The sequence below is a fragment of the Staphylococcus simulans genome, assembly GCF_002994445.1.
Lineage (GTDB): Bacteria > Bacillota > Bacilli > Staphylococcales > Staphylococcaceae > Staphylococcus > Staphylococcus simulans_B.
The window spans coordinates 321657-341530 of the sequence record NZ_MRZJ01000001.1; the positions used below are offsets into that span (position 1 = coordinate 321657).

General features: G+C 36.5%; 19 protein-coding genes and 1 riboswitch. Of the genes, 17 read left to right on the plus strand and 2 right to left on the minus strand.

Going from position 1 to position 19874, the window contains the following annotated elements:
- Nucleotides 1-51: 51 nt before the first annotated feature.
- The 3 genes from C7N65_RS01730 (at nucleotide 52) to C7N65_RS01740 (ending at nucleotide 3377) form a co-directional block, all read left to right on the plus strand.
- A complete protein-coding gene (locus C7N65_RS01730; protein WP_105992741.1) occupies nucleotides 52-774 on the plus strand; it encodes a response regulator in 723 nt (240 codons plus the stop codon).
- Nucleotides 758-2512, plus strand: a complete 1755-nt coding sequence (locus tag C7N65_RS01735) for an ATP-binding protein (protein ID WP_105992742.1) — start codon at nucleotides 758-760, stop codon at nucleotides 2510-2512. Before C7N65_RS01730 ends, C7N65_RS01735 begins: the two co-directional genes overlap by 17 nt.
- A gap of 120 nt (nucleotides 2513-2632) precedes the next feature.
- Nucleotides 2633-2769: riboswitch (FMN riboswitch) on the plus strand.
- Nucleotides 2770-2828: 59 nt separating this feature from the next.
- Nucleotides 2829-3377: an ECF transporter S component gene (locus tag C7N65_RS01740; RefSeq protein WP_105992743.1), complete on the plus strand. Its 549-nt coding sequence runs from the start codon at nucleotides 2829-2831 to the stop codon at nucleotides 3375-3377.
- A 127-nt stretch (nucleotides 3378-3504) separates the two neighbouring features.
- Here the strand turns inward: C7N65_RS01740 and C7N65_RS01745 are convergent, their stop codons facing one another.
- Nucleotides 3505-3753 carry a ferredoxin gene (locus tag C7N65_RS01745; protein WP_105992744.1) on the minus strand — a complete coding sequence of 83 codons (249 nt, stop codon included), beginning with the start codon at nucleotides 3751-3753 and terminating at the stop codon, nucleotides 3505-3507.
- A 95-nt stretch (nucleotides 3754-3848) separates the two neighbouring features.
- Between C7N65_RS01745 and C7N65_RS01750 the strand changes: the two genes are divergently transcribed.
- From C7N65_RS01750 to ypdA, 4 genes are all read left to right on the plus strand, one after another.
- Nucleotides 3849-4814 carry a helix-turn-helix domain-containing protein gene (locus tag C7N65_RS01750; RefSeq protein ID WP_234019037.1) on the plus strand — a complete coding sequence of 322 codons (966 nt, stop codon included), beginning with the start codon at nucleotides 3849-3851 and terminating at the stop codon, nucleotides 4812-4814.
- On the plus strand, nucleotides 4808-6184 hold the full coding sequence (locus C7N65_RS01755) for a RecQ family ATP-dependent DNA helicase (RefSeq protein ID WP_105992746.1): 1377 nt from the start codon (nucleotides 4808-4810) through the stop codon (nucleotides 6182-6184). The genes C7N65_RS01750 and C7N65_RS01755 overlap by 7 nt, the downstream gene beginning before the upstream one ends.
- 282 nt (nucleotides 6185-6466) lie before the next feature.
- Complete coding sequence (locus tag C7N65_RS01760; RefSeq protein ID WP_105992747.1) at nucleotides 6467-8128, plus strand: LysM peptidoglycan-binding domain-containing protein; 1662 nt, start codon at nucleotides 6467-6469, stop codon at nucleotides 8126-8128.
- A gap of 164 nt (nucleotides 8129-8292) precedes the next feature.
- On the plus strand, nucleotides 8293-9279 hold the full coding sequence (gene ypdA, locus C7N65_RS01765) for a bacillithiol disulfide reductase YpdA (RefSeq protein WP_105992748.1): 987 nt from the start codon (nucleotides 8293-8295) through the stop codon (nucleotides 9277-9279).
- A 76-nt stretch (nucleotides 9280-9355) separates the two neighbouring features.
- Here the strand turns inward: ypdA and C7N65_RS01770 are convergent, their stop codons facing one another.
- On the minus strand, nucleotides 9356-10330 hold the full coding sequence (locus tag C7N65_RS01770) for an asparaginase (protein WP_105992749.1): 975 nt from the start codon (nucleotides 10328-10330) through the stop codon (nucleotides 9356-9358).
- 78 nt (nucleotides 10331-10408) lie between these two features.
- Between C7N65_RS01770 and cmk the strand changes: the two genes are divergently transcribed.
- The 10 genes from cmk (at nucleotide 10409) to aroC (ending at nucleotide 19867) form a co-directional block, all read left to right on the plus strand.
- Entirely contained in the window at nucleotides 10409-11074 is a 666-nt protein-coding gene (gene cmk, locus C7N65_RS01775; protein ID WP_105992750.1) for a (d)CMP kinase, read from the plus strand.
- 305 nt (nucleotides 11075-11379) lie between these two features.
- Nucleotides 11380-12579, plus strand: a complete 1200-nt coding sequence (rpsA, locus tag C7N65_RS01780) for a 30S ribosomal protein S1 (RefSeq protein ID WP_105992751.1) — start codon at nucleotides 11380-11382, stop codon at nucleotides 12577-12579.
- 148 nt (nucleotides 12580-12727) lie between these two features.
- A complete protein-coding gene (gene der / locus C7N65_RS01785; RefSeq protein WP_105992752.1) occupies nucleotides 12728-14038 on the plus strand; it encodes a ribosome biogenesis GTPase Der in 1311 nt (436 codons plus the stop codon).
- A gap of 19 nt (nucleotides 14039-14057) precedes the next feature.
- Nucleotides 14058-15056, plus strand: a complete 999-nt coding sequence (locus C7N65_RS01790; protein WP_105992753.1) for an NAD(P)H-dependent glycerol-3-phosphate dehydrogenase — start codon at nucleotides 14058-14060, stop codon at nucleotides 15054-15056.
- A 169-nt stretch (nucleotides 15057-15225) separates the two neighbouring features.
- Nucleotides 15226-15498: an HU family DNA-binding protein gene (locus C7N65_RS01795; protein WP_047131051.1), complete on the plus strand. Its 273-nt coding sequence runs from the start codon at nucleotides 15226-15228 to the stop codon at nucleotides 15496-15498.
- Between the two features lie 182 nt (nucleotides 15499-15680).
- Entirely contained in the window at nucleotides 15681-16253 is a 573-nt protein-coding gene (locus tag C7N65_RS01800; RefSeq protein ID WP_105992754.1) for a heptaprenyl pyrophosphate synthase subunit A, read from the plus strand.
- 1 nt (nucleotide 16254) lies between these two features.
- Nucleotides 16255-16980 (plus strand): demethylmenaquinone methyltransferase, encoded by a 726-nt coding sequence (locus C7N65_RS01805; RefSeq protein WP_105992755.1) that lies wholly within the window; start codon nucleotides 16255-16257, stop codon nucleotides 16978-16980.
- A 1-nt stretch (nucleotide 16981) separates the two neighbouring features.
- On the plus strand, nucleotides 16982-17938 hold the full coding sequence (locus C7N65_RS01810) for a polyprenyl synthetase family protein (RefSeq protein WP_105992756.1): 957 nt from the start codon (nucleotides 16982-16984) through the stop codon (nucleotides 17936-17938).
- A gap of 104 nt (nucleotides 17939-18042) precedes the next feature.
- On the plus strand, nucleotides 18043-18492 hold the full coding sequence (ndk, locus tag C7N65_RS01815) for a nucleoside-diphosphate kinase (protein WP_105992757.1): 450 nt from the start codon (nucleotides 18043-18045) through the stop codon (nucleotides 18490-18492).
- 208 nt (nucleotides 18493-18700) lie between these two features.
- A complete protein-coding gene (gene aroC, locus C7N65_RS01820) occupies nucleotides 18701-19867 on the plus strand; it encodes a chorismate synthase (RefSeq protein WP_105992758.1) in 1167 nt (388 codons plus the stop codon).
- The last annotated feature ends 7 nt before the right edge of the window (nucleotides 19868-19874 follow it).

Genomic DNA, 19874 nt, shown 5'->3' on the forward strand with positions numbered 1-19874 from the left:
TTGCTTGTATAACTCATTTTAATTGGATTTTTTATGGGAGGTACAATATCTATGACAAAAATTCTTGTCGTTGATGACGAAGAAAGAATTCGAAGACTGTTAAAATTGTATTTAGAACGAGAATCTTTTGATATCGAAGAAGCTCGAGACGGCAAAGAGGCTTTGGACTTAGCCTTGAATAATGATTATGCTTGTATCTTGTTAGACTTGATGCTTCCCGAAATCGATGGAATTGAAGTTGCGAACCGCTTAAGAGAGTACAAAGAAACGCCAATCATTATGCTGACTGCAAAAGGCGAAGAAACGAACCGTGTTGAAGGTTTCGAGTCTGGTGCAGATGATTATATCGTTAAACCATTCTCTCCAAGAGAAGTTGTTTTGAGAGTTAAAGCACTTTTAAGACGTACATTGACAGCAACATCAGATCAAAACGAACCGCATGCAAGAGATTTAATAGAGTTTAAACATTTGGTGATTGATAATGATGCACACCGTGTCCTTGCAGACGGCACACAAGTCAACTTGACACCAAAAGAATACGAACTCTTGATTTTCTTAGCTAAAACACCGAATAAAGTATTCGATCGCGAACAATTATTAAAAGATGTTTGGCATTACGAGTTCTATGGAGACTTGCGTACTGTAGATACTCATGTCAAACGCCTCAGAGAAAAATTAAACCGTGTCTCATCCGATGCAGCGCATATGATACAAACTGTATGGGGCGTAGGTTATAAATTTGAGGTCAATACCGACGATGAAACGACTCAATAATGTCGTAATTAAACTGTGGTTAACTATTATCTTAATAGTAACGACAGTTTTAATTTTACTCAGCGCTGCTTTAATAACATTTATTCAGCAATATTATACGCAAGATACTGAACAATCTTTAGTAAATGATGCGCATCGTATCAGTAATTTGTTAGAGGAATCCGATAATAAATCACTCGCAATCAAACATAGTAAAACGCTGATAGAAGGTCCAAGCGGGTTGATTATTATGAAAAACAAACATGATGAATTTTATAATTCGCATTCTAAACTTAAAGATAAAATGATGGATGTTATTAAAAAAGACAGTGGTTTGAATCATGTATTCAGCGAACATAAAAAAGCATCAAAACATATAGAACTAAAAGTTAACGGCAAAAAACATACTTACGTTTTAGTAGGGTACCCTGCGAAAATTGATGGAAACAATCAAAGTGGCGGTGTGTTTATCTATCAAGACTTAAAAAGCATCGATGATACCAACAATGTGATTACGATAATTATTTTAGTAACAGCTGTGATTTTCTTGATCATCACAACAGTTTTTGCATTCTTTTTATCATCACGTATTACCAAGCCGCTTCGTCAACTCAGAACACAAGCCACTGGCGTATCTCAAGGCAACTATTCATTAGTCAATACAATTAATACGAAAGATGAAATTGGAGAACTTGCCCATTCATTCAACTTGATGAGCAATGAAATTCAACGTCATATCAACGAAATTTCAGCTTCGAAAAATATAAGAGAAAGTCTCATCAATTCTATGGTCGAAGGAGTACTGGCGATTAATGAAGATAGAAAAATTATTCTATCCAACCAGTTAGCAGAACAGATGGAACAAGACCTGGAAGGTGAAAACGAAGCTGCCTTCATCGATCAAATCAATCAAACCTTTGAAGAAAAAGAAAACCAATTCAGAGAATATGAAGTGAATAACCGTTATTACGTGGTCATAATGAGTTATATTGATCAGTTCCAGCCTAACGGAAGCAGCGGTATTGTCGCAATCATTCGTGACATGACCAATGAACATCAGCTCGACCAAATGAAAAAAGACTTTATTGCGACAGTATCCCATGAATTAAGAACACCGATTGCATTATTGCAAGGCTATACAGAATCGATTGTCGATGGCGTCGTTTCTGAACCTGAAGAAATCAAAGAATCACTTTCGATTGTGTTAGATGAAACACAGCGTTTAAACCGATTAGTCAACGAATTGTTAAACGTTGCCAGAATGGATGCTGAAGGATTGTCAGTGCATAAGGAAGTACAACCGATCAGCCAATTATTAGAGCGTATGCATTTGAAATATCGTCAGCAAGCTGAAGAGTTGGACATTGCAATTGAACTGGCACCGAATACCAATCATCAGCTATGGTATTATGATGAAGATCGTATGGAACAAGTACTGACTAACCTTGTAGACAATGCAACACGTTATACTACACCTGGAGATACTATTACCATCACTACAGGCGAAGATGAGGATTATGATATCTTGTATATTGAGGATACCGGCAGCGGTATTGCACCAGAACATGTTGAATTAGTCTTTGATCGTTTCTATAAAGTAGATGCATCCAGAAAACGCGGTAAAGAGGGAACTGGCTTAGGCTTATTCATCAGCCGCATGATTGTGGAAGCACAAGATGGCACCATTAGTCTTACAAGCGAATTAGGCAAAGGCACTACATTTATCATCAAATTGCCGAAACCGCCTAAAACCCAATAGTCAGCTTAAACCTTGGAGATTGCTCCAAGGTTTTTGTTTGCTTATCCTTAGTTAAGCAATCAGATTGAAATCGTGAGATAAATCGGATACAATAAATAGGAAAAATAAAATATAAATGAAATTCATCTTCGGGGTCGGGTGAAAGTCCCAACCGGCAGTAATTAAAGCCTGCGACCTGTATTTATCTGTTTGATAAATATGGCTGATCTAGTGAGATTCTAGAGCCGACAGTATAGTCTGGATGGGAGAAGATGGAGGGTTTATTTGTTGTGCAATAAAATCCTCCTATTCACGTAGATGAATGGAAGGAGTCCTTATGAATCAACAAAAGAACAAACGTTTCATCGTTATCAGTATGTTGAGTGCAGTTGCTTTTATTTTGATGTTCATCAAATTTCCATTACCGTTTCTGCCTCCATACCTCACATTAGATTTTAGTGATGTACCTGCATTATTAGCAACATTTATTTTCGGTCCGGTAGCCGGAATTATTGTAGAACTTATCAAGAACCTATTGAACTTCTTATTCAATATGGGAGATCCGATAGGTCCTGTTGCAAACTTTGCTGCGGCAGTGAGTTTATTACTTGTTGCGTATTATGTAAGCAAAGCAGTGAAAAGCCGATACAGTATTATCATCGGACTTTGTGCTGGTATTGTCGCAATGACGATTGTTTTAAGTATTTTAAATTATTTTGTCTTATTACCGTTATATGGAATGATTATGAATTTAGGCGATGTTGTAAAGAACTTAAAAATCATCATCGTTTCAGGTATTATTCCATTTAACATCATCAAGGGTGTTGCGGTATCAGTGATATTCTTACTGCTGTTCAAACGATTAAAAAATGCCTTGAGATATTAATAGATATATTAAAGCCCCCGGGAAGCATTTTCCCGGGGGTATTTTCATAATGTTGAACACTTAACAAGTCTCCAACTTTCAATCTATTTTTAGCGAAGATTACCAAACTGGTAAAACGATTGAAAATTTATTCGAATTTTAAAGCATCACCATCAAATGGTTCATCTGCAATTTTAATAGAGTCTGTAGGGCAACCTTCGTCTGCGTCTTCTAAATCCTCATAAAGTTCTTCAGGAACCGGTGTAGTTCCTTCATTATCGTCTAAAATGACATATGCAATACCTTCGTCATCATAGTCGTAAATATCAGGTGCCGCTGCACCACATGCGCCGCACGCAATACATGTATCCATATCTACAATCGTATATTTAGCCAATTTACTTCGCCTCCTTCTTTAAAAATGCTACACTGATAGGGTAATTTATATTTTAACACCAGTTTATCTTTTTTCAATACTATAGGTCATAGGTGATGATTGATTTGAAAGAAATAATTCAATACATAAAAAATCATACATTCCATTATAAAACACATAAAAGTATCTACAATATACTCATTGGTGCTAAAACACATCAAACATATTTTGATGCATGTAGCCAACAACTTTTATCATTATATCATAGTCAGCCAGATTTAAAATATACATCATTCGAACGAATCTTTGATGAAATAGACACATCTGATACCAAAATTCCTTTAAAAATATCTACACGCTATACGTTTGATAGTATTCAAAATACTTTCCAAGTGCTGCAATTACTGATTCAAACCATTTCATTCAAACATCATCACACACTTGAATTTATACCCGTTTCTCAAGTCAGTAAAGTTCAAGATCGTGCAAAATCATTATTTTATAAAATTCAGCACCAAGCATTGGATGATCAATTCAAAAATGAAGTATACCTGCTGTTTGATTTGCTTAATCAAACCCAAACGCAATCTGTACTGCATTATTTCTTGCAAGGCTATGACGAAATTATGTACACCAATCAGCAAGTCAGTTTAATCGAAGACATCAATATGTCTGACTTAGCAATCATCAAAATGAATGACCTCGTAGAAATGATGCATTTGTTAGAAGATACATCAACTTTTCCGTTATTGACTCAAATGATTATACTGCCTTCACTATCATTAAATACAAAGGATACCTTTCAGCTCGTACAATCCGGATTGACCTTTGATGAGATTGCACAAAAAGAAGGGGTCAAAGTCAATACGATAGAAGACCACATATTAGAACTTTATATCAAAGGTTATTTATCGGATTATGCTGCTTACTTAGATGAAACTCAATTTCAAGCTTTCCAATCTTTCTTTAAGCGACATAGAGATGAACGCTTGCGTACGTTTAAAGCTGAGTTTCCAAAAATGAGTTATTTTGAAATCAAATTAGCGATAGTCTTAATCGCTAGGGGGGAGAAGACGTGTTAAATAAAGCTTTGAAGCAATGGTTCGGATTTGATGCTTTTAAAGAAGGACAACAAGCAATTATTCAAAATGTACTGGACCATAAAAATACGTTAGGTATTTTGCCTACAGGCAGCGGCAAAAGTTTATGCTACCAATTGCCGACATATATTCAACAGCAGCCGACTTTAATTATTTCACCTTTAATCTCTCTTATGGATGATCAAGTCATGCAGATGAGAAAAAATGGAGAACGTTCAGTCAGTTATATCCATTCAGGCATGAGTTTTGAAGAAAAACAGAAAAACTTAAAACGTTTGAAGCATTCTAAGTTCATTTTTTTGAGTCCGGAATTTATACTTCATCAAGATAATATCAAATGGATTACTTCCATCAATCTAGGTATGATTGTTTTAGATGAAGCACATTGTATTACTGAGTGGGGTTATGATTTTAGACCTCACTATGCATTGATTGGCGAAATTACAAAACGTTTCAAGAAAGCAACAGTCTTAGCACTGACAGCAACCGCACCTTTACATTTAAAAGAAGATATTGAATCCATTGTGCAATCCGAGTTTGATGTCGTAAAAACAAAGATGAGCAGAGACAATATTATGTTGTCACATATCAATTTTGAAAATGATGCACAAAAAAATGAATGGTTGAAAGACGCAATACAAACGACTGGCCCCACTATTATTTATGTATCTTCTAAGAAAAAATGCCGTGAACTTGCACAAATGATTTATGATGAAGGCTATTTAACGGGTATCTATCATGGAGATTTATCATATCAAGAGCGCCAAACTGTTCAACAGCAATTCATTCAAAATAAGATTCCGATTATTGTGGCGACCAGTGCGTTTGGTATGGGCATAAATAAACCAGATATTCGCACTATAATTCATTATCATCTGCCTGTCAGTCCTTCAAGTTACATTCAAGAAATCGGTAGGGCAGGTCGTGATGGACAACTCAGCCAAGCTATCAGTCTGTATCAGCCTGATGATTATTTCTTGTTAGAAACGATATTATTTGCGGATGTAATTACAGATGACGATGTTGCTGCAATGTTTGCAGGTGTCGAATTGCCGCCTGAAAAGCAGCAAATTATTAAAATTTTAGCGTCACGTTATAACCAAGAAGAAATACAAGCAATTTTCAAAGTGTCCGCAAATCGCAAACAAGAAGGATTGCTTAAGATGATGGGTTATAAAAACTTAAAGACATGCCGACGTAATTACCTTATGTCTTATTTTGGAGAATCTGTATCTGAAATTGAATATTGCTGCGATAATGATCAAACAGCTGAAACCATCCATGTTCCAAACAAAAAGAAAGTCGCGAGAAAAATGGATTATTTAGAAAAACTCAATCAAATCTTCATATAAATTTAAACTTTAAATTTCATTTACATGTTAGTGTGAAGAAATAGTAGGTTCTACCTTGATTTAGGGTATTGTTTGACAATTATCTCGCAAACCTACATTCTAAGCATTATATTTATATTTTCTTATGTATATCGTTGTCTCATACAAGTATAAATTGCTTTGCTAAGTATGTATTGCAAGTTATAATTAGGTTGTAAGGTGTGTTTTTTGCCCTTCTTATTTGGGGTATGAATACTACATATGTAAAATTAATATTTTTTTAATAAAGAAAGGATGATGGCGTTGTCAAATAACAATTTTAAAGATGATTTTGAGCGCAACCGTCAATCAATTGATCCTAAACCATCACATAAACACTCTGATCATTTAGACAAGTCAGTTGACGAAGAAGCAAATCATCAAGAAGAAAACTTAAAAGAAAAGCAGGAACAACATTTCCCGCCAAGAAATGCACACAGAAGACGACAAAGACGTCGTTCAACAGCAACGCATCAACGTGAAGAAAATCAAGATACAAACAAAGACCTACATAAAGAAGAGGAAAAAGCACAAGCTGATTCTAAACAAAATGGGCAAGGTCATGTGTCTGAGACAGTTAAAACTAATAAAAACAACAAGAAAAAAGCAGGCGGTGCTGCGACAGGAAGTGTCGGCGGCGGTATTATCGGTAAGAAATTACAGCAAAACCACGATAAGAAAGAAACAAAAGCTGACGAACCGGTAAAAAATGAGGAACATCAACACCAAGAACCTCAAAAAGATAAACCATCTCATGACAATTCTGGTAAAAAAGCAACGGCTGCTGGGGCGGCAGGTGTTGTTGGCGGTGCGGCTGCTGGTAAAGCAGCAAAAAGCCACTCAGATAAAAAAGAAGCCGACAGAAAAGAACACCAAGATGCTGAACGCTCTGACGCTAAAGACCATGATAAGAAAGATAATTCTGGTAAAAAAGCGGCGGCTGCTGGGGCGGCAGGTGTTGCAGGCGGTGCAGCTGCTGGTAAAGCTGCTCAAAGTCACTCTGACAAAAAAGAAGCTGATAGAAAAGAACGCCAAGATGCTGAACGCTCTGACGCTAAAAACCAAGACAAGAAAGATAATTCTGGTAAAAAAGCAGCGGCTGCTGGGGCAGCGGGTGTTGTTGGCGGTGCGGCTGCTGGTAAAGCAGCTCAAAAACACTCTGATAAAAAAGAGTCTGAAAAACAAAAAGACCAAAAAGATAATAAAGGCAATACTGGCAAGAAAGCAGCGGCAGCAGGTGCTGCAGGTGCAGCCGGCGGTGCCGCAGCAAGCAAATCAGCGCATGCCGGTTCAGGCAATGGCGGCGGTACTGGCAACAGTAACGGCGCAAATAATGGTCACAATGAACAACCTAAGAAAAAGGGCGGCGGCATGAAGAAATTATTACCATTGCTGTTAGGTCTCTTGCTATTAGCAGCAATTGCTATCTTCGGCGGTATGGCACTAACTAATCAAGGCAGCGACAAAGCTCAAGATGATCAAAAAGTAGCACAACAATCAAACAAAGATAAAGAAAAAGCAAAAGACAGCGATAAAGATAAAGCAGCAGCAGACAAAGATAAAAACAAAAAAGAGGAAGACAAAGCAAATAGTTCAGATGACAGTGCAACATCAGATTCAGATGGTTCTGATGCACAAGACCAAAGCGCCTATGATGCACAAAACCAACAAAATGCTGGACAAGGTCAATATGATCAAAATAATCAATATAACCAAAACGGCCAAGCACAAAATCAACAAGCACAACAACAGCAACAAAATCAAGGCGGTCAAACGCATACCGTATATGGTAAAGAAAACTTATACCGAATTGCGATTCGTTATTACGGTGAAGGTACACCGGAAAATGTTGAAAAAATCAAACGTGCTAATGGCTTAAACAGCAATAATATCTCTAATGGACAACAACTTGTGATTCCTCAATAACAAATATGACCTCACTGCAAAATTTTATTTGCGGTGAGGTTTTTCTATGTTGTTGGACCAAAAACTTTTTTCATTTCATTGAATATAAAGAAAACAGCTTAATTCCTTTTAATATTCTGTATGATTGATATAATATTAGAGGTGTGAAAAAGGAGGACAAAACTATGCAAACTGTAGAAAGTATAATCATTGGCGGCGGGCCGTGCGGTTTAAGTGCAGCAATTGAACAAAAGAAAAAAGGGATTGAAACATTGGTTATTGAAAAAGGCAACGTAGTTGAATCAATTTACAATTACCCTACACATCAAACCTTTTTCTCTTCTAGTGATAAATTAAGTATCGGAGATGTTCCTTTTATTGTAGAAGAGTACAAACCAAGAAGAAATCAAGCATTGGTTTATTATAGAGAAGTTGTGAAATACCATCAGCTTGATGTGCACGCATTTGAAGAGGTCCTCACAGTTAAAAAAATGGGTAAACGCTTTTTAATTACTACAACTAAAGATACGTATCAATGTCGTTTCTTAACTGTAGCGACAGGCTATTACGGCCAACATAACGAGTTGGAAGTTGAAGGTGCGAAATTACCTAAAGTATTCCATTACTTTAAAGAAGCACATCCTTATTTCGATCAAAACGTAGTAATTATCGGGGGCAAAAACTCAGCTGTGGACGCTGCACTAGAATTAGAAAAAGCTGGCGCACATGTGACAGTGCTTTATCGCGGTGCAGATTATTCAGGCGCAATCAAACCTTGGATTTTGCCGAACTTTGAATCATTAGTACGTCATGAAAAAATCGATATGCACTTCAATGCGAATGTTACTAAAATCGATGAAGATAGTGTAACATTCGAAAAAGAAGGCGAAACATATACACTTCCTAATGATTATGTCTTTGCGATGATTGGTTATCATCCGGACTATGATTTCTTGAAAACTATCGGCATTGATATTAACACCAATGAATTTGGTACAGCACCTGTTTATGATAAAGAAACATACGAAACAAATGTCGAAAATTGTTATATCGCAGGTGTAATTGCGGCGGGTAACGATGCCAATACAATTTTCATTGAAAACGGCAAATTCCACGGCGGTATTATTGCACAAAACATCATTGCTAAAAAACAAACACCTTTAGAATCTTAAAATATAATTATCATCCAACTATAAAAAACCGAGATGTAGACTGCATCTCGGTTTTATTATAATTGTTTTTAAATTTTTAAACTTGTGCATCAAAATAAGTTTTCAATGCTTCTTTATCAAAGTCATTACTCATCGCAACTAACAATTTCAAACGGGCTTTTTGTCCGTTCAAGCCGTTAGAAAAAATGACGCCGCGTTGTGCTAAATCATAACCTCCGCCATCGTATGCATAAATAGGACCTACGATACCATTGAAAGATCTTGATACTAATATCACTGGTATACCTTTATCCAAACAAGCCATTAAGCCATCTAATGTAGTAGGCGGCAAGTTGCCTTGACCTAAAGCTTCTACTACAATACCATCGACATTTTTCTCGCTGTAAAAATAGAAAATATCGCTAGGCATGTCCATATATGCTTTAATGATAGGAACATTCAATTTCGGATCAACTTTTTCCAAAATTTGATGATGGTATGGTTTATGGTGGAATTGAACACTTGTTTTCGTTAAGACACCTAATGGACCATGGTTCGGGCTTTGGAAAGTATTGGTATTGGATGTGTGTGTCTTAGTTACGTTGCGTGCTGTGTGGATTTCATCATTAAATACTACCATGACACCTTTATCCGATGAATCATCTGAAGCTGCTGTGCGCAGTGCAGAAATAAAATTATATAAACCGTCAGATCCAATTTCATTAGAGGAGCGCATCGCACCTGTAATTGCGATAGGTTTATTTGTTTGTGTAACGAGATCTAATAAATACGCAGTTTCTTCTAATGTATCTGTACCATGCGTAATAACAAAACCATCATACTCGTTGTTGCGGCTTGCTTCTTCGATAATATCTCTTAACTTCACCACATCCGCTATCGTTACATGCGGTGAAGGCAAGTTAATCGGATTAATTTCAGTTACATCCGCATAACGTGAAATTACGTCATGATGTTTGGAAATCGGATTTTGTTCATTTGTTACTACTTTGTTGCTTTCATCTTCAGACATACTGATGGTACCACCGGTATGCATAACCAGAATCTTTTTCAATGTCATCGCTCCTATCTCTATAATACGTTTTTATGATAAAATAAAAGTGAAAAAACGACAAGGGAAGGTTTTCTAAATATGAGTTTAATAAATATAGCTATTGATGGTCCAGCAGCTGCTGGCAAGAGTACGATTGCACGAAAGGTAGCTGAAAGCCATTCTATGATTTATGTAGATACAGGCGCTATGTATCGTGCAATTACCTATAAATATTTACAAGAGGGTAAACCAGAGGACTTTCAATCTCTTATTGAAGATATAACTTTAAAATTGGTTTATGACGATGACAAAGGTCAACGTGTATTATTAAACGATAATGATATCACAGACTATTTACGTTCAAATGATGTTACACAAAATGTATCTTATGTGGCTTCTAAAGAACCTGTAAGAACATTTGCTGTAGAAGTCCAACAACAATTAGCTGCAGAAAAAGGCATTGTTATGGATGGGCGCGACATTGGTACAGTTGTCTTGCCGGATGCTGATTTAAAAGTCTATATGATTGCTTCTGTAGATGAGCGTGCTGAACGCAGACAAAAAGAAAATGAAGAAAGCGGAATTCCTTCCTCATTAGATCAACTTAAAAAAGAAATAAAAGCACGCGACGATTACGATATGGCGCGTGAGATCTCACCATTACGCAAAGCAGAAGATGCTATTACTGTAAACACAACAGGAAAATCTATCGAAGAAGTCACTGCAGTAATCAATCAGCTGATTGAAGATGTCAGAAATAAATAATCGTCTCGTTCTAAGTGCTTTGTTATTCGTTTGTAAATTATATTAACTCAATTATAAGAATTCATTATTAAACATTGACAGTTGAAACAGAATAAAACAATTGTGTCATGCTGTGAATAATAAATGAATTTTTGTGGTATATATCATAATGAGAATAAATATGTACATTTGTACATAAGCGATAATGTTTCATTAACTGCAGAGAAATGAGAAATTACCCATTTAGTTAATAGAGGTGAATTTCTTGACAATTCTGTCAGTTTGTAAGATGTTATAATTATGTAGTGTACAAGGAGGCATACAAGATGACTGAAGAATTCAATGAATCAATGATTAATGAAATTAAAGAAGGAGATAAAATCTCTGGACAAGTCCAAAAAGTCGAAGATAAACAAGTGATTGTTGATGTCGACGGTGGCAAATTTAGCGGTATTGTACCGATTAGTCAATTATCTACGCATCATATTGACAGCCCAAGCGAGGTTGTTAAAGAGGGAGATGCTGTAGAAGCTTATGTGACTAAGGTAGAAAATGACGAAGAAAATGAAACTGGTGCTTATATCCTTTCAATTCGTCAATTAGAGCAAGAGAAGTCTTATGAATATTTAAGAGAGAAACAAGAAAATAATGAAATTATTGAAGCTAAAGTAACTGAAGTCGTTAAAGGCGGCTTAGTTGTAGATGTAGGACAAAGAGGGTTTGTTCCAGCTTCGTTAATTTCTACTGATTTCATTGAAGACTTTTCAAGTTTTGATGGACAAGTACTTGAACTGCGTGTTGAAGAACTTGATCCTGAAAACAACCGCGTCATCCTTAGCCGAAAAGCAGTAGAACAAGAACGTAATGAAGCTAAAAAAGCAGAATTGCTTGCTTCACTTAATGAAGGCGATGTAATTGAAGGTACAATTGCACGTTTAACTAACTTCGGTGCTTTCGTAGATATCGGCGGTGTTGATGGATTAGTTCACGTTTCTGAACTTTCACACGAACACGTTGATAAACCTGAAGATGTAGTATCTGTAGGACAAAAAGTTAACGTTAAAGTTAAATCAGTAGAACAAGATTCAGAAAGAATCTCACTTTCTATTAAAGATACGTTACCAAGTCCATTCGAAAGCATTAAAGGTGAAATCCATGCGGATTCAGTAATTGAAGGCCGTGTTGTAAGATTAACTGACTTTGGTGCATTCGTTGAAATCGCTGCTGGCGTACAAGGACTTGTTCACATTTCAGAAATCAGTCGCAAACACATTGCAACACCTAGCGAAGTACTTGAACCTAACCAAACGGTTACAGTTAAAGTATTGAGCGTCGATGAAGAAAATGAAAGAATCTCACTTTCAATCAAAGCAGCTGTTCCAGAAGAGGAAGTACTGCAAATCGACGATAACGAAACAGAAGAAAAAGTTGAAAATACGACTTCAAATCATAATGATGATGAAGATAATGATAACCCAACATTAGGTGAAATGTTCGGCGACAAATTAAAAAATCTTAAATTTTAATAAATAATGTTTAAGCCAGCCAAGGTTGCAGTAGGTGACAATATGCTCACGTATTGCTGCCTTGGCTTTTTTATTTCTAAATATCTTTTGCTTTAAATCGGCCATGTGATAAAATTAATTAGATATATTAAAGAGAGGAAGTTAGCTTATGACTAAACCTGTTATTGCGATTGTAGGTCGACCGAACGTCGGTAAGTCTACAATATTCAATAGAATCGTCGGCGAACGTGTATCAATTGTTGAAGATACACCCGGCGTAACAAGAGACCGCATTTATTCAAGCGGTGAATGGTTAACGCATGACTTCAATATCATCGATACAGGTGGTATTGAATTATCTGATGCGCCATTCCAAACACAAATCAGAGCACAAGCTGAAGTCGCAATTGATGAAGCTGACGTTATCATTTTCATGGTGAACCAAAGGGAAGGTTTAACGCAAACGGATGAAATGATAGCACAAATGCTGTATAAAACAAATAAACCTGTAGTATTAGCAGTCAACAAAGTAGATAATCCTGAAATGAGAGCAGATATCTATGACTTTTACGCACTTGGTTTTGGAGAACCTTTCCCGATTTCTGGATCTCACGGACTTGGTTTAGGGGATTTATTAGACGAAGTAGCAAAACACTTCAAAGAAGAAGGGGAAGACCCATACGACGAAGATACAATCCGTTTATCTTTAATCGGACGTCCTAATGTCGGTAAATCCAGTCTTGTTAACGCAATTTTAGGGGAAGACCGTGTCATTGTTTCTAATATTGCAGGCACAACACGTGATGCGATCGACACTGAATATTCATATGAAGATCAAGATTATGTATTAATTGATACGGCTGGTATGCGTAAAAAGGGCAAAGTGTATGAATCAACAGAGAAATACTCTGTTTTACGTGCTTTAAAGGCGATTGAACGCTCAAATGTAGTACTTGTGGTATTAGATGCTGAAGAAGGCATTATCGAGCAAGATAAGCGTGTGGCAGGCTATGCGCATGAGGAAGGTAAAGCCATCGTTATTGTAGTCAACAAATGGGATACCTTGGAAAAAGACAGCAAAACGATGAAAAAATTCCAAGACGAAGTTCGCAAGAATTTCCAATTCTTAGATTATGCACCAATCGCTTTCGTATCAGCAAAAGAGAAACAACGCTTGCGCACATTGTTCCCATTAATCAATGAAGCCAGCCAAAACCATAAGAAACGTGTACAAAGTTCAACATTGAACGAAGTCATTACAGATGCAATTTCAATGAACCCTACACCTACAGATAAAGGCCGCAGATTGAAAGTATTCTACGCAACACAAGTTGCAATCGAGCCGCCGACATTTGTTGTATTTGTAAATGATGAAGAGTTGATGCACTTCTCTTATAAACGTTATTTAGAAAACCAAATCAGAGATGCATTCGGATTCGAAGGTACTCCGATTAAAATAATTCCAAGAAAGAGAAATTAGAATTGAAAGGATGAATGAAATGAGTAAGGTTGCCGTTTTTGGTATGGGCAGTTTTGGTACAGCATTAGCGAATGTACTCGCGCAAAACGGTCATGATGTCTTAATGTGGGGAAAAAATAAACAAAGCATTGAAGAGATCAATACTTATCACACAAATTCACGTTATTTGAACGAAGCAAAATTGAACGCTGCAATTAAAGCAACATCAGACATGGACGAAGCTGTTCAGTTTTCAGATACGTATCTGATTGCGTTGCCTACAAAAGCAGTCAGAGAAGTGGTTAAGCAAATCGATGAAAAGTTAACAGGTAAGAAAACATTTATACATGTTGCGAAAGGAATTGAAAATTCAACATTCGAGCGTGTATCAGAATTGATAGAGGATTCATTATCACCTGAGCATAATGGCGGTATCGGTGTATTATCAGGTCCTAGCCATGCTGAGGAAGTTGTAATTCAACAGCCTACAACGGTTGCTGCATCGTCAAAAGACCCTAATGTCAGCAAACGCATTCAAGATTTATTTATGAATGAATATTTACGTGTTTATACGAATGATGATTTAGTGGGCGTAGAACTCGGCGGCGCATTGAAGAATATTATCGCAGTAGCAAGCGGTATTGTTGCCGGTATGGGCTTTGGAGACAACGCAAAAGCTGCATTGATGACACGCGGACTCGCTGAAATCAGCCGTTTAGGCGAAGCGCTAGGTGCTGATCCTATGACCTTCTTAGGTCTTGGCGGAATCGGTGATTTAATTGTTACGTGTACGTCAACACATTCAAGAAACTATACACTCGGTTATAAAATCGGCAAAGGCAAAACAGTAGATGAAGCTCTTTCAGAAATGAATATGGTTGCAGAAGGTTTCTATACAACTGAATCTGTTTATCATTTAGCTAAGAAGAAAAACATTGATATGCCTATCACATCAGCGTTATACGGTGTATTATTTGAAAATGTCCCATTAGAAAAAAGCCTTAAATTATTAATGGATAGAGACAAAAAATCTGAATAGACATTAAATTAATTTACTATTATAGTATATTTACACCTGATTAGCTAAAAAACCTTATAAATCGCGGTTTTATGCTCATAAATAATTGCGATAGTAAGAGTCGTTGTGTTAAAGTCATAGCATAATGATATTAAGTTATCATTAGCAAACCCTTGGGAGGTGACTCATAATGAACAAAACAGACTTAATTAACGCTGTTGCAGAACAAGCAGAATTAACTAAAAAAGAAGCTGGCTTAGCAGTTGATGCTGTATTCGAATCAATTCAAAACTCACTATCTAAAGGTGAAAAAGTACAATTGATCGGTTTCGGTAACTTTGAAGTTCGCGAACGTGCTGCCCGTAAAGGTCGCAACCCGCAAACTGGTAAAGAAATCGACATCCCAGCAAGCAAAGTTCCAGCATTCAAAGCTGGTAAAGCTTTAAAAGATGCAGTTAAATAATGAATTCAATACTTAACAGAAAAGCCCTTTTTCAGGGCTTTTCTTTTTATGTTGTAAAATTATAATTTTAATTGCTTTTATCAATAAAATTGCTGAATCTAGCAAGCAGTTGAAATAAAGTGATTTTATTTTTGTATATATAATGTTAAGATGATTATTGATTAATAACGTGAGGTGCAGACATGGATTCAACATTAAGTACATTAAAAAACCAAATAGATCGCAAACTTAATGGTATACATAGTCATGAACCAATTCAGTATAATCATCAATTGGCTCATGTACTTGATGATCAAGATATTTTGCCAGAAGCAAAATTAGCATGCCTCGCAATCGATACATCTATGAGTCATCTGGATTCAATTACAGGAAGCAGTCTGTCAAAGCATGCGATTTTGATAGGGGACTTAATCAGTGCGCATTTTTATACTTTAACGGCTGCTATAAATGATTCACAATACTTAGAAGCAATGAGCGACGCAATCATTAAAGTAAATGAATATAAAACTTCATTGCATTATAGAGCACTCGATGATGATGCAATGAAAGATGCAATATTATATATTGAAACCATTTTTCCTATGATTACTATTCAACACTTCCATCCACGTGCTGAATTAGGCGGAATCGCTGAATCATTAATTCAATATGCTTCAGAGCATCATCCGGCTTATTTGAAAGATTATAGCGAAAATGAACTTGAGGCTGTTTTTAAAGCGCTGAATAGTAATATAAAGCAAAGTAGAGGTAATTAATATGTCTAAAAATAAAGCAGATAAAGAAAAAGTACATAAAGTCTTTCAAAACATTTCGACAAAGTATGATAGATTGAACAATATTATCAGCTTTGAACAACACAAAGTATGGCGTAAACGCGTTATGAAATCTATGAATGTTAAACCAGGCAGCAAAGCATTAGACGTATGCTGCGGTACAGCAGATTGGACAATTGCACTAAGCAAAGCTGTCGGACCTACTGGTGAAGTTATCGGTCTTGATTTCAGTGAAAACATGCTCAAAGTCGGAGAAGAAAAAACTAAAAACATGGCGAATATTCAACTCGTTCAAGGTGACGCTATGGAATTGCCATTTGACGACAATGAATTCGATTATGTCACAATCGGTTTCGGATTACGCAACATTCCAGATTATGTCATTGCTTTGAAAGAAATGAACCGCGTTCTAAAACCGGGCGGTATGGTCGTATGTCTTGAAACGAGCCAGCCTACTATTCCTGTGTTTAAACAACTCTACCAGCTTTACTTTAAATTTGTTATGCCTGTATTCGGCAAATTTTTCGCTAAATCTAAAGAAGAGTATGAATGGTTGCAGCATTCTGCTTTTAACTTCCCTGATCGCGATGAACTAAAAGCGTTGTTCCAATTAGCAGGTTTCAGAGATATTGAAGTGAAAAGTTTTACAGGCGGCGTAGCAGCTATGCACTTAGGGTATAAGGAAAAAGAAACAGCAAAAGGTGATTAATGTGGAGAAGTTAAACATTAATAAAGAAATCAAAAAAATTGAAAAAGAACTTAAACAGACTATTAAAAGTGATAATGCTGTATTAGAAGAGGCGTCACACCATCTATTGTCATCAGGCGGTAAGCGTGTGCGCCCGTCTTTTGTCATTTTGAGCAGTGAATACGGTATTTCTCCTAGGAATGAAGACACTTATAAAATTGCTGTTTCTTTAGAATTAATTCATATGGCGACATTAGTCCACGATGATGTCATTGATAGAAGCGATAAACGCAGAGGGCGTTTAACTATCAGTAAAAAATGGGACCAAGATACTGCAATTTTAACCGGCAACTATTTGCTTGCCTTAGCCTTAAATAATATTTCGTCGATTGAAGATAAAAGAATACATATGATTTCATCCCATGCGATTGTGGATGTATGCCGCGGAGAATTATTCCAATTCCAAGATCAATTTAACACTGAGCAATCCATCACTAATTATTTAAGACGGATTAATCGTAAAACAGCCTTGTTAATCCAACTCGCAACAGAGTTAGGTGCCTTGTCTGCACATGCTGATCATAAAACAGCTAATAAACTTAAGCGAATCGGCCACTATATTGGGATGAGTTTCCAAATTGTCGATGATATTCTTGATTTTACGAGTACTGAAAAGCAATTAGGCAAGCCTGTAGGCAGTGATTTAATGAACGGCCATATTACTTTGCCGGTGTTACTTGAGATGAGAGAAAATCCGGAATTCAAGACGAAAGTTGATGCACTTAATCCAAATAGTCCTAAAGAGGATTTTGTATACTGTGTTGAATATATCAGACAGTCATCTAATATTGATGCTGCGAAACAAATCAGCAGACAGTATCTGCAAAAAGCAATTCATCTACTAGATGAGCTTGAAGTAAACGGCGCAACAACATGGTTTAAAAAGTTGATTAAACGAATGGAATCCAGAAATATATAAAAAACAATTCCAAAATATTGAAAGCGCTTAAACAAACTGTTAAACTTAGAATGTATTTAATTATATTTAACCAAATACACATATAATTCAGGAGGATTTGCGAAATGGAAAGAACTTTTCTAATGATTAAACCTGATGGTGTTCAACGTAATATCGTTGGTGAAATCATCACACGTTTAGAGAAAAAAGGATTAAAACTAGTTGGCGGTAAATTCATGACTGTTTCCAAAGAATTAGCAGAAACACATTATGGTGAACATGCTGGTAAACCATTCTATGAAGGTCTTGTATCATTCATTACTTCAGCACCTGTCTTTGCGATGGTAGTAGAAGGTGAAAATGTAGTAGAAGTTACAAGAAATATGATTGGTAAAACAAATCCAACTGAAGCAGCACCTGGTACAATCAGAGGCGACTTAGGTTTAACTGTAGGCCGTAACGTTATTCACGGTTCAGATTCAGTTGAATCAGCTAAAAGAGAAATCAGCTTATGGTTCGAACCTAACGAATTAAGTGTTTATACAGCCAACAATGAAGAATGGTTATACGAATAAAATTATATAAAGTATACATTTGAAAAATTCATTTTATCCAAACCAAGCCAGATTGAAACGCGCAATTTCAGTCTGGTTTGTTTTTGTGTTGTATTAATTTCTGAAAATTTTAACAATTATACGTTTTAATTGTTTCTGTCCTTATTTCACGTGTGCTATGATAATAGGTATACTTAAGAGTAACAATATGAAATGGAGTGATTGCATAATGAGATTTTTAACCTCTGGAGAATCCCATGGGCCGCAACTGACTGTTATTGTAGAAGGTGTTCCGGCAAATTTAGCTGTTACAGCTGAAGACATTAATGTTGAAATGTTTAAGCGTCAAGGCGGATATGGCCGCGGACGCCGCATGAAAATTGAAAAAGACGCTGTTGAAATTGTTTCTGGTGTAAGAAATGGTTATACATTAGGCAGTCCGATTACGATTGTGGTAACAAATGATGATTTTACACACTGGAGAAATATTATGGGTGTTGCTCCTATTTCTGAAGAAGAACAAGAACAGATGAAACGTACTATCTCTAAACCTCGTCCTGGACATGCTGATCTTGTAGGCGGAATTAAATACAATCATCGTGATTTAAGAAATGTATTAGAACGTTCATCTGCGAGAGAAACAGCTGCTCGTGTTGCTGTAGGTGCACTATGCAAAATCTTGCTGAAACAATTAGATATCGACATTTTCAGCCGTGTTGTTGAAATCGGCGGTATCAAAGATGATGAAGCATACGATATTGAAACGATTAAATCACATGAAGACAATAATGATGTTCGTGTTATTAATGAAGAAAAAGCACAAGCAATCAGAGATTTAATCGATCAAGCTAAAAAGGACGGAGATTCGTTAGGCGGTGTCGTTCAAGTCATTGTAGATAATATGCCAGTAGGTGTCGGCAGTTATGTCCATTATGATCGCAAATTAGATGGCAGAGTCGCACAAGGTGTAGTCGGCATCAACGCATTTAAAGGCGTAAGTTTCGGTGAAGGGTTTAAAGCAGCTGAAAAACCAGGCAGCCAAATCCAAGATCCTATTCTCTATGATGAAACGAACGGCTATACACGCGCATCCAATCATTTAGGCGGATTAGAAGGCGGTATGAGTAATGGTATGCCGATTGTAGTAAATGGTGTTATGAAACCTATTCCTACTTTATATAAACCACTCGCATCAGTAGATATTGAGACGAAAGAACCTTTCAAAGCAACTATAGAACGTTCAGACAGCTGTGCAGTGCCCGCAGCAAGTATCGTATGTGAACATGCAGTGGCATTTGAATTGACTAAAGCATTGCTGGAAGAGTTCCAATCCAATTACATGGAACAGCTTAAAGAACAAGTCGCAGAACGCAGACAACGCAACATTGAATTTTAAAATCTAA

Bases quoted from the DNA above. Each gene is read 5' to 3' on its own strand.
- cmk (WP_105992750.1), top strand. From the start codon at position 10,409: ATGAGTTTAATAAATATAGCTATTGATGGTCCAGCAGCTGCTGGCAAG.
- C7N65_RS01730 (WP_105992741.1), top strand. From the start codon at position 52: ATGACAAAAATTCTTGTCGTTGATGACGAAGAAAGAATTCGAAGACTG.
- ndk (WP_105992757.1), top strand. From the start codon at position 18,043: ATGGAAAGAACTTTTCTAATGATTAAACCTGATGGTGTTCAACGTAAT.
- C7N65_RS01795 (WP_047131051.1), top strand. From the start codon at position 15,226: ATGAACAAAACAGACTTAATTAACGCTGTTGCAGAACAAGCAGAATTA.
- C7N65_RS01800 (WP_105992754.1), top strand. From the start codon at position 15,681: ATGGATTCAACATTAAGTACATTAAAAAACCAAATAGATCGCAAACTT.
- der (WP_105992752.1), top strand. From the start codon at position 12,728: ATGACTAAACCTGTTATTGCGATTGTAGGTCGACCGAACGTCGGTAAG.
- C7N65_RS01790 (WP_105992753.1), top strand. From the start codon at position 14,058: ATGAGTAAGGTTGCCGTTTTTGGTATGGGCAGTTTTGGTACAGCATTA.
- C7N65_RS01735 (WP_105992742.1), top strand. From the start codon at position 758: ATGAAACGACTCAATAATGTCGTAATTAAACTGTGGTTAACTATTATC.
- rpsA (WP_105992751.1), top strand. From the start codon at position 11,380: ATGACTGAAGAATTCAATGAATCAATGATTAATGAAATTAAAGAAGGA.
- C7N65_RS01750 (WP_234019037.1), top strand. From the start codon at position 3,849: ATGATTGATTTGAAAGAAATAATTCAATACATAAAAAATCATACATTC.
- aroC (WP_105992758.1), top strand. From the start codon at position 18,701: ATGAGATTTTTAACCTCTGGAGAATCCCATGGGCCGCAACTGACTGTT.
- C7N65_RS01740 (WP_105992743.1), top strand. From the start codon at position 2,829: ATGAATCAACAAAAGAACAAACGTTTCATCGTTATCAGTATGTTGAGT.
- ypdA (WP_105992748.1), top strand. From the start codon at position 8,293: ATGCAAACTGTAGAAAGTATAATCATTGGCGGCGGGCCGTGCGGTTTA.
- C7N65_RS01805 (WP_105992755.1), top strand. From the start codon at position 16,255: ATGTCTAAAAATAAAGCAGATAAAGAAAAAGTACATAAAGTCTTTCAA.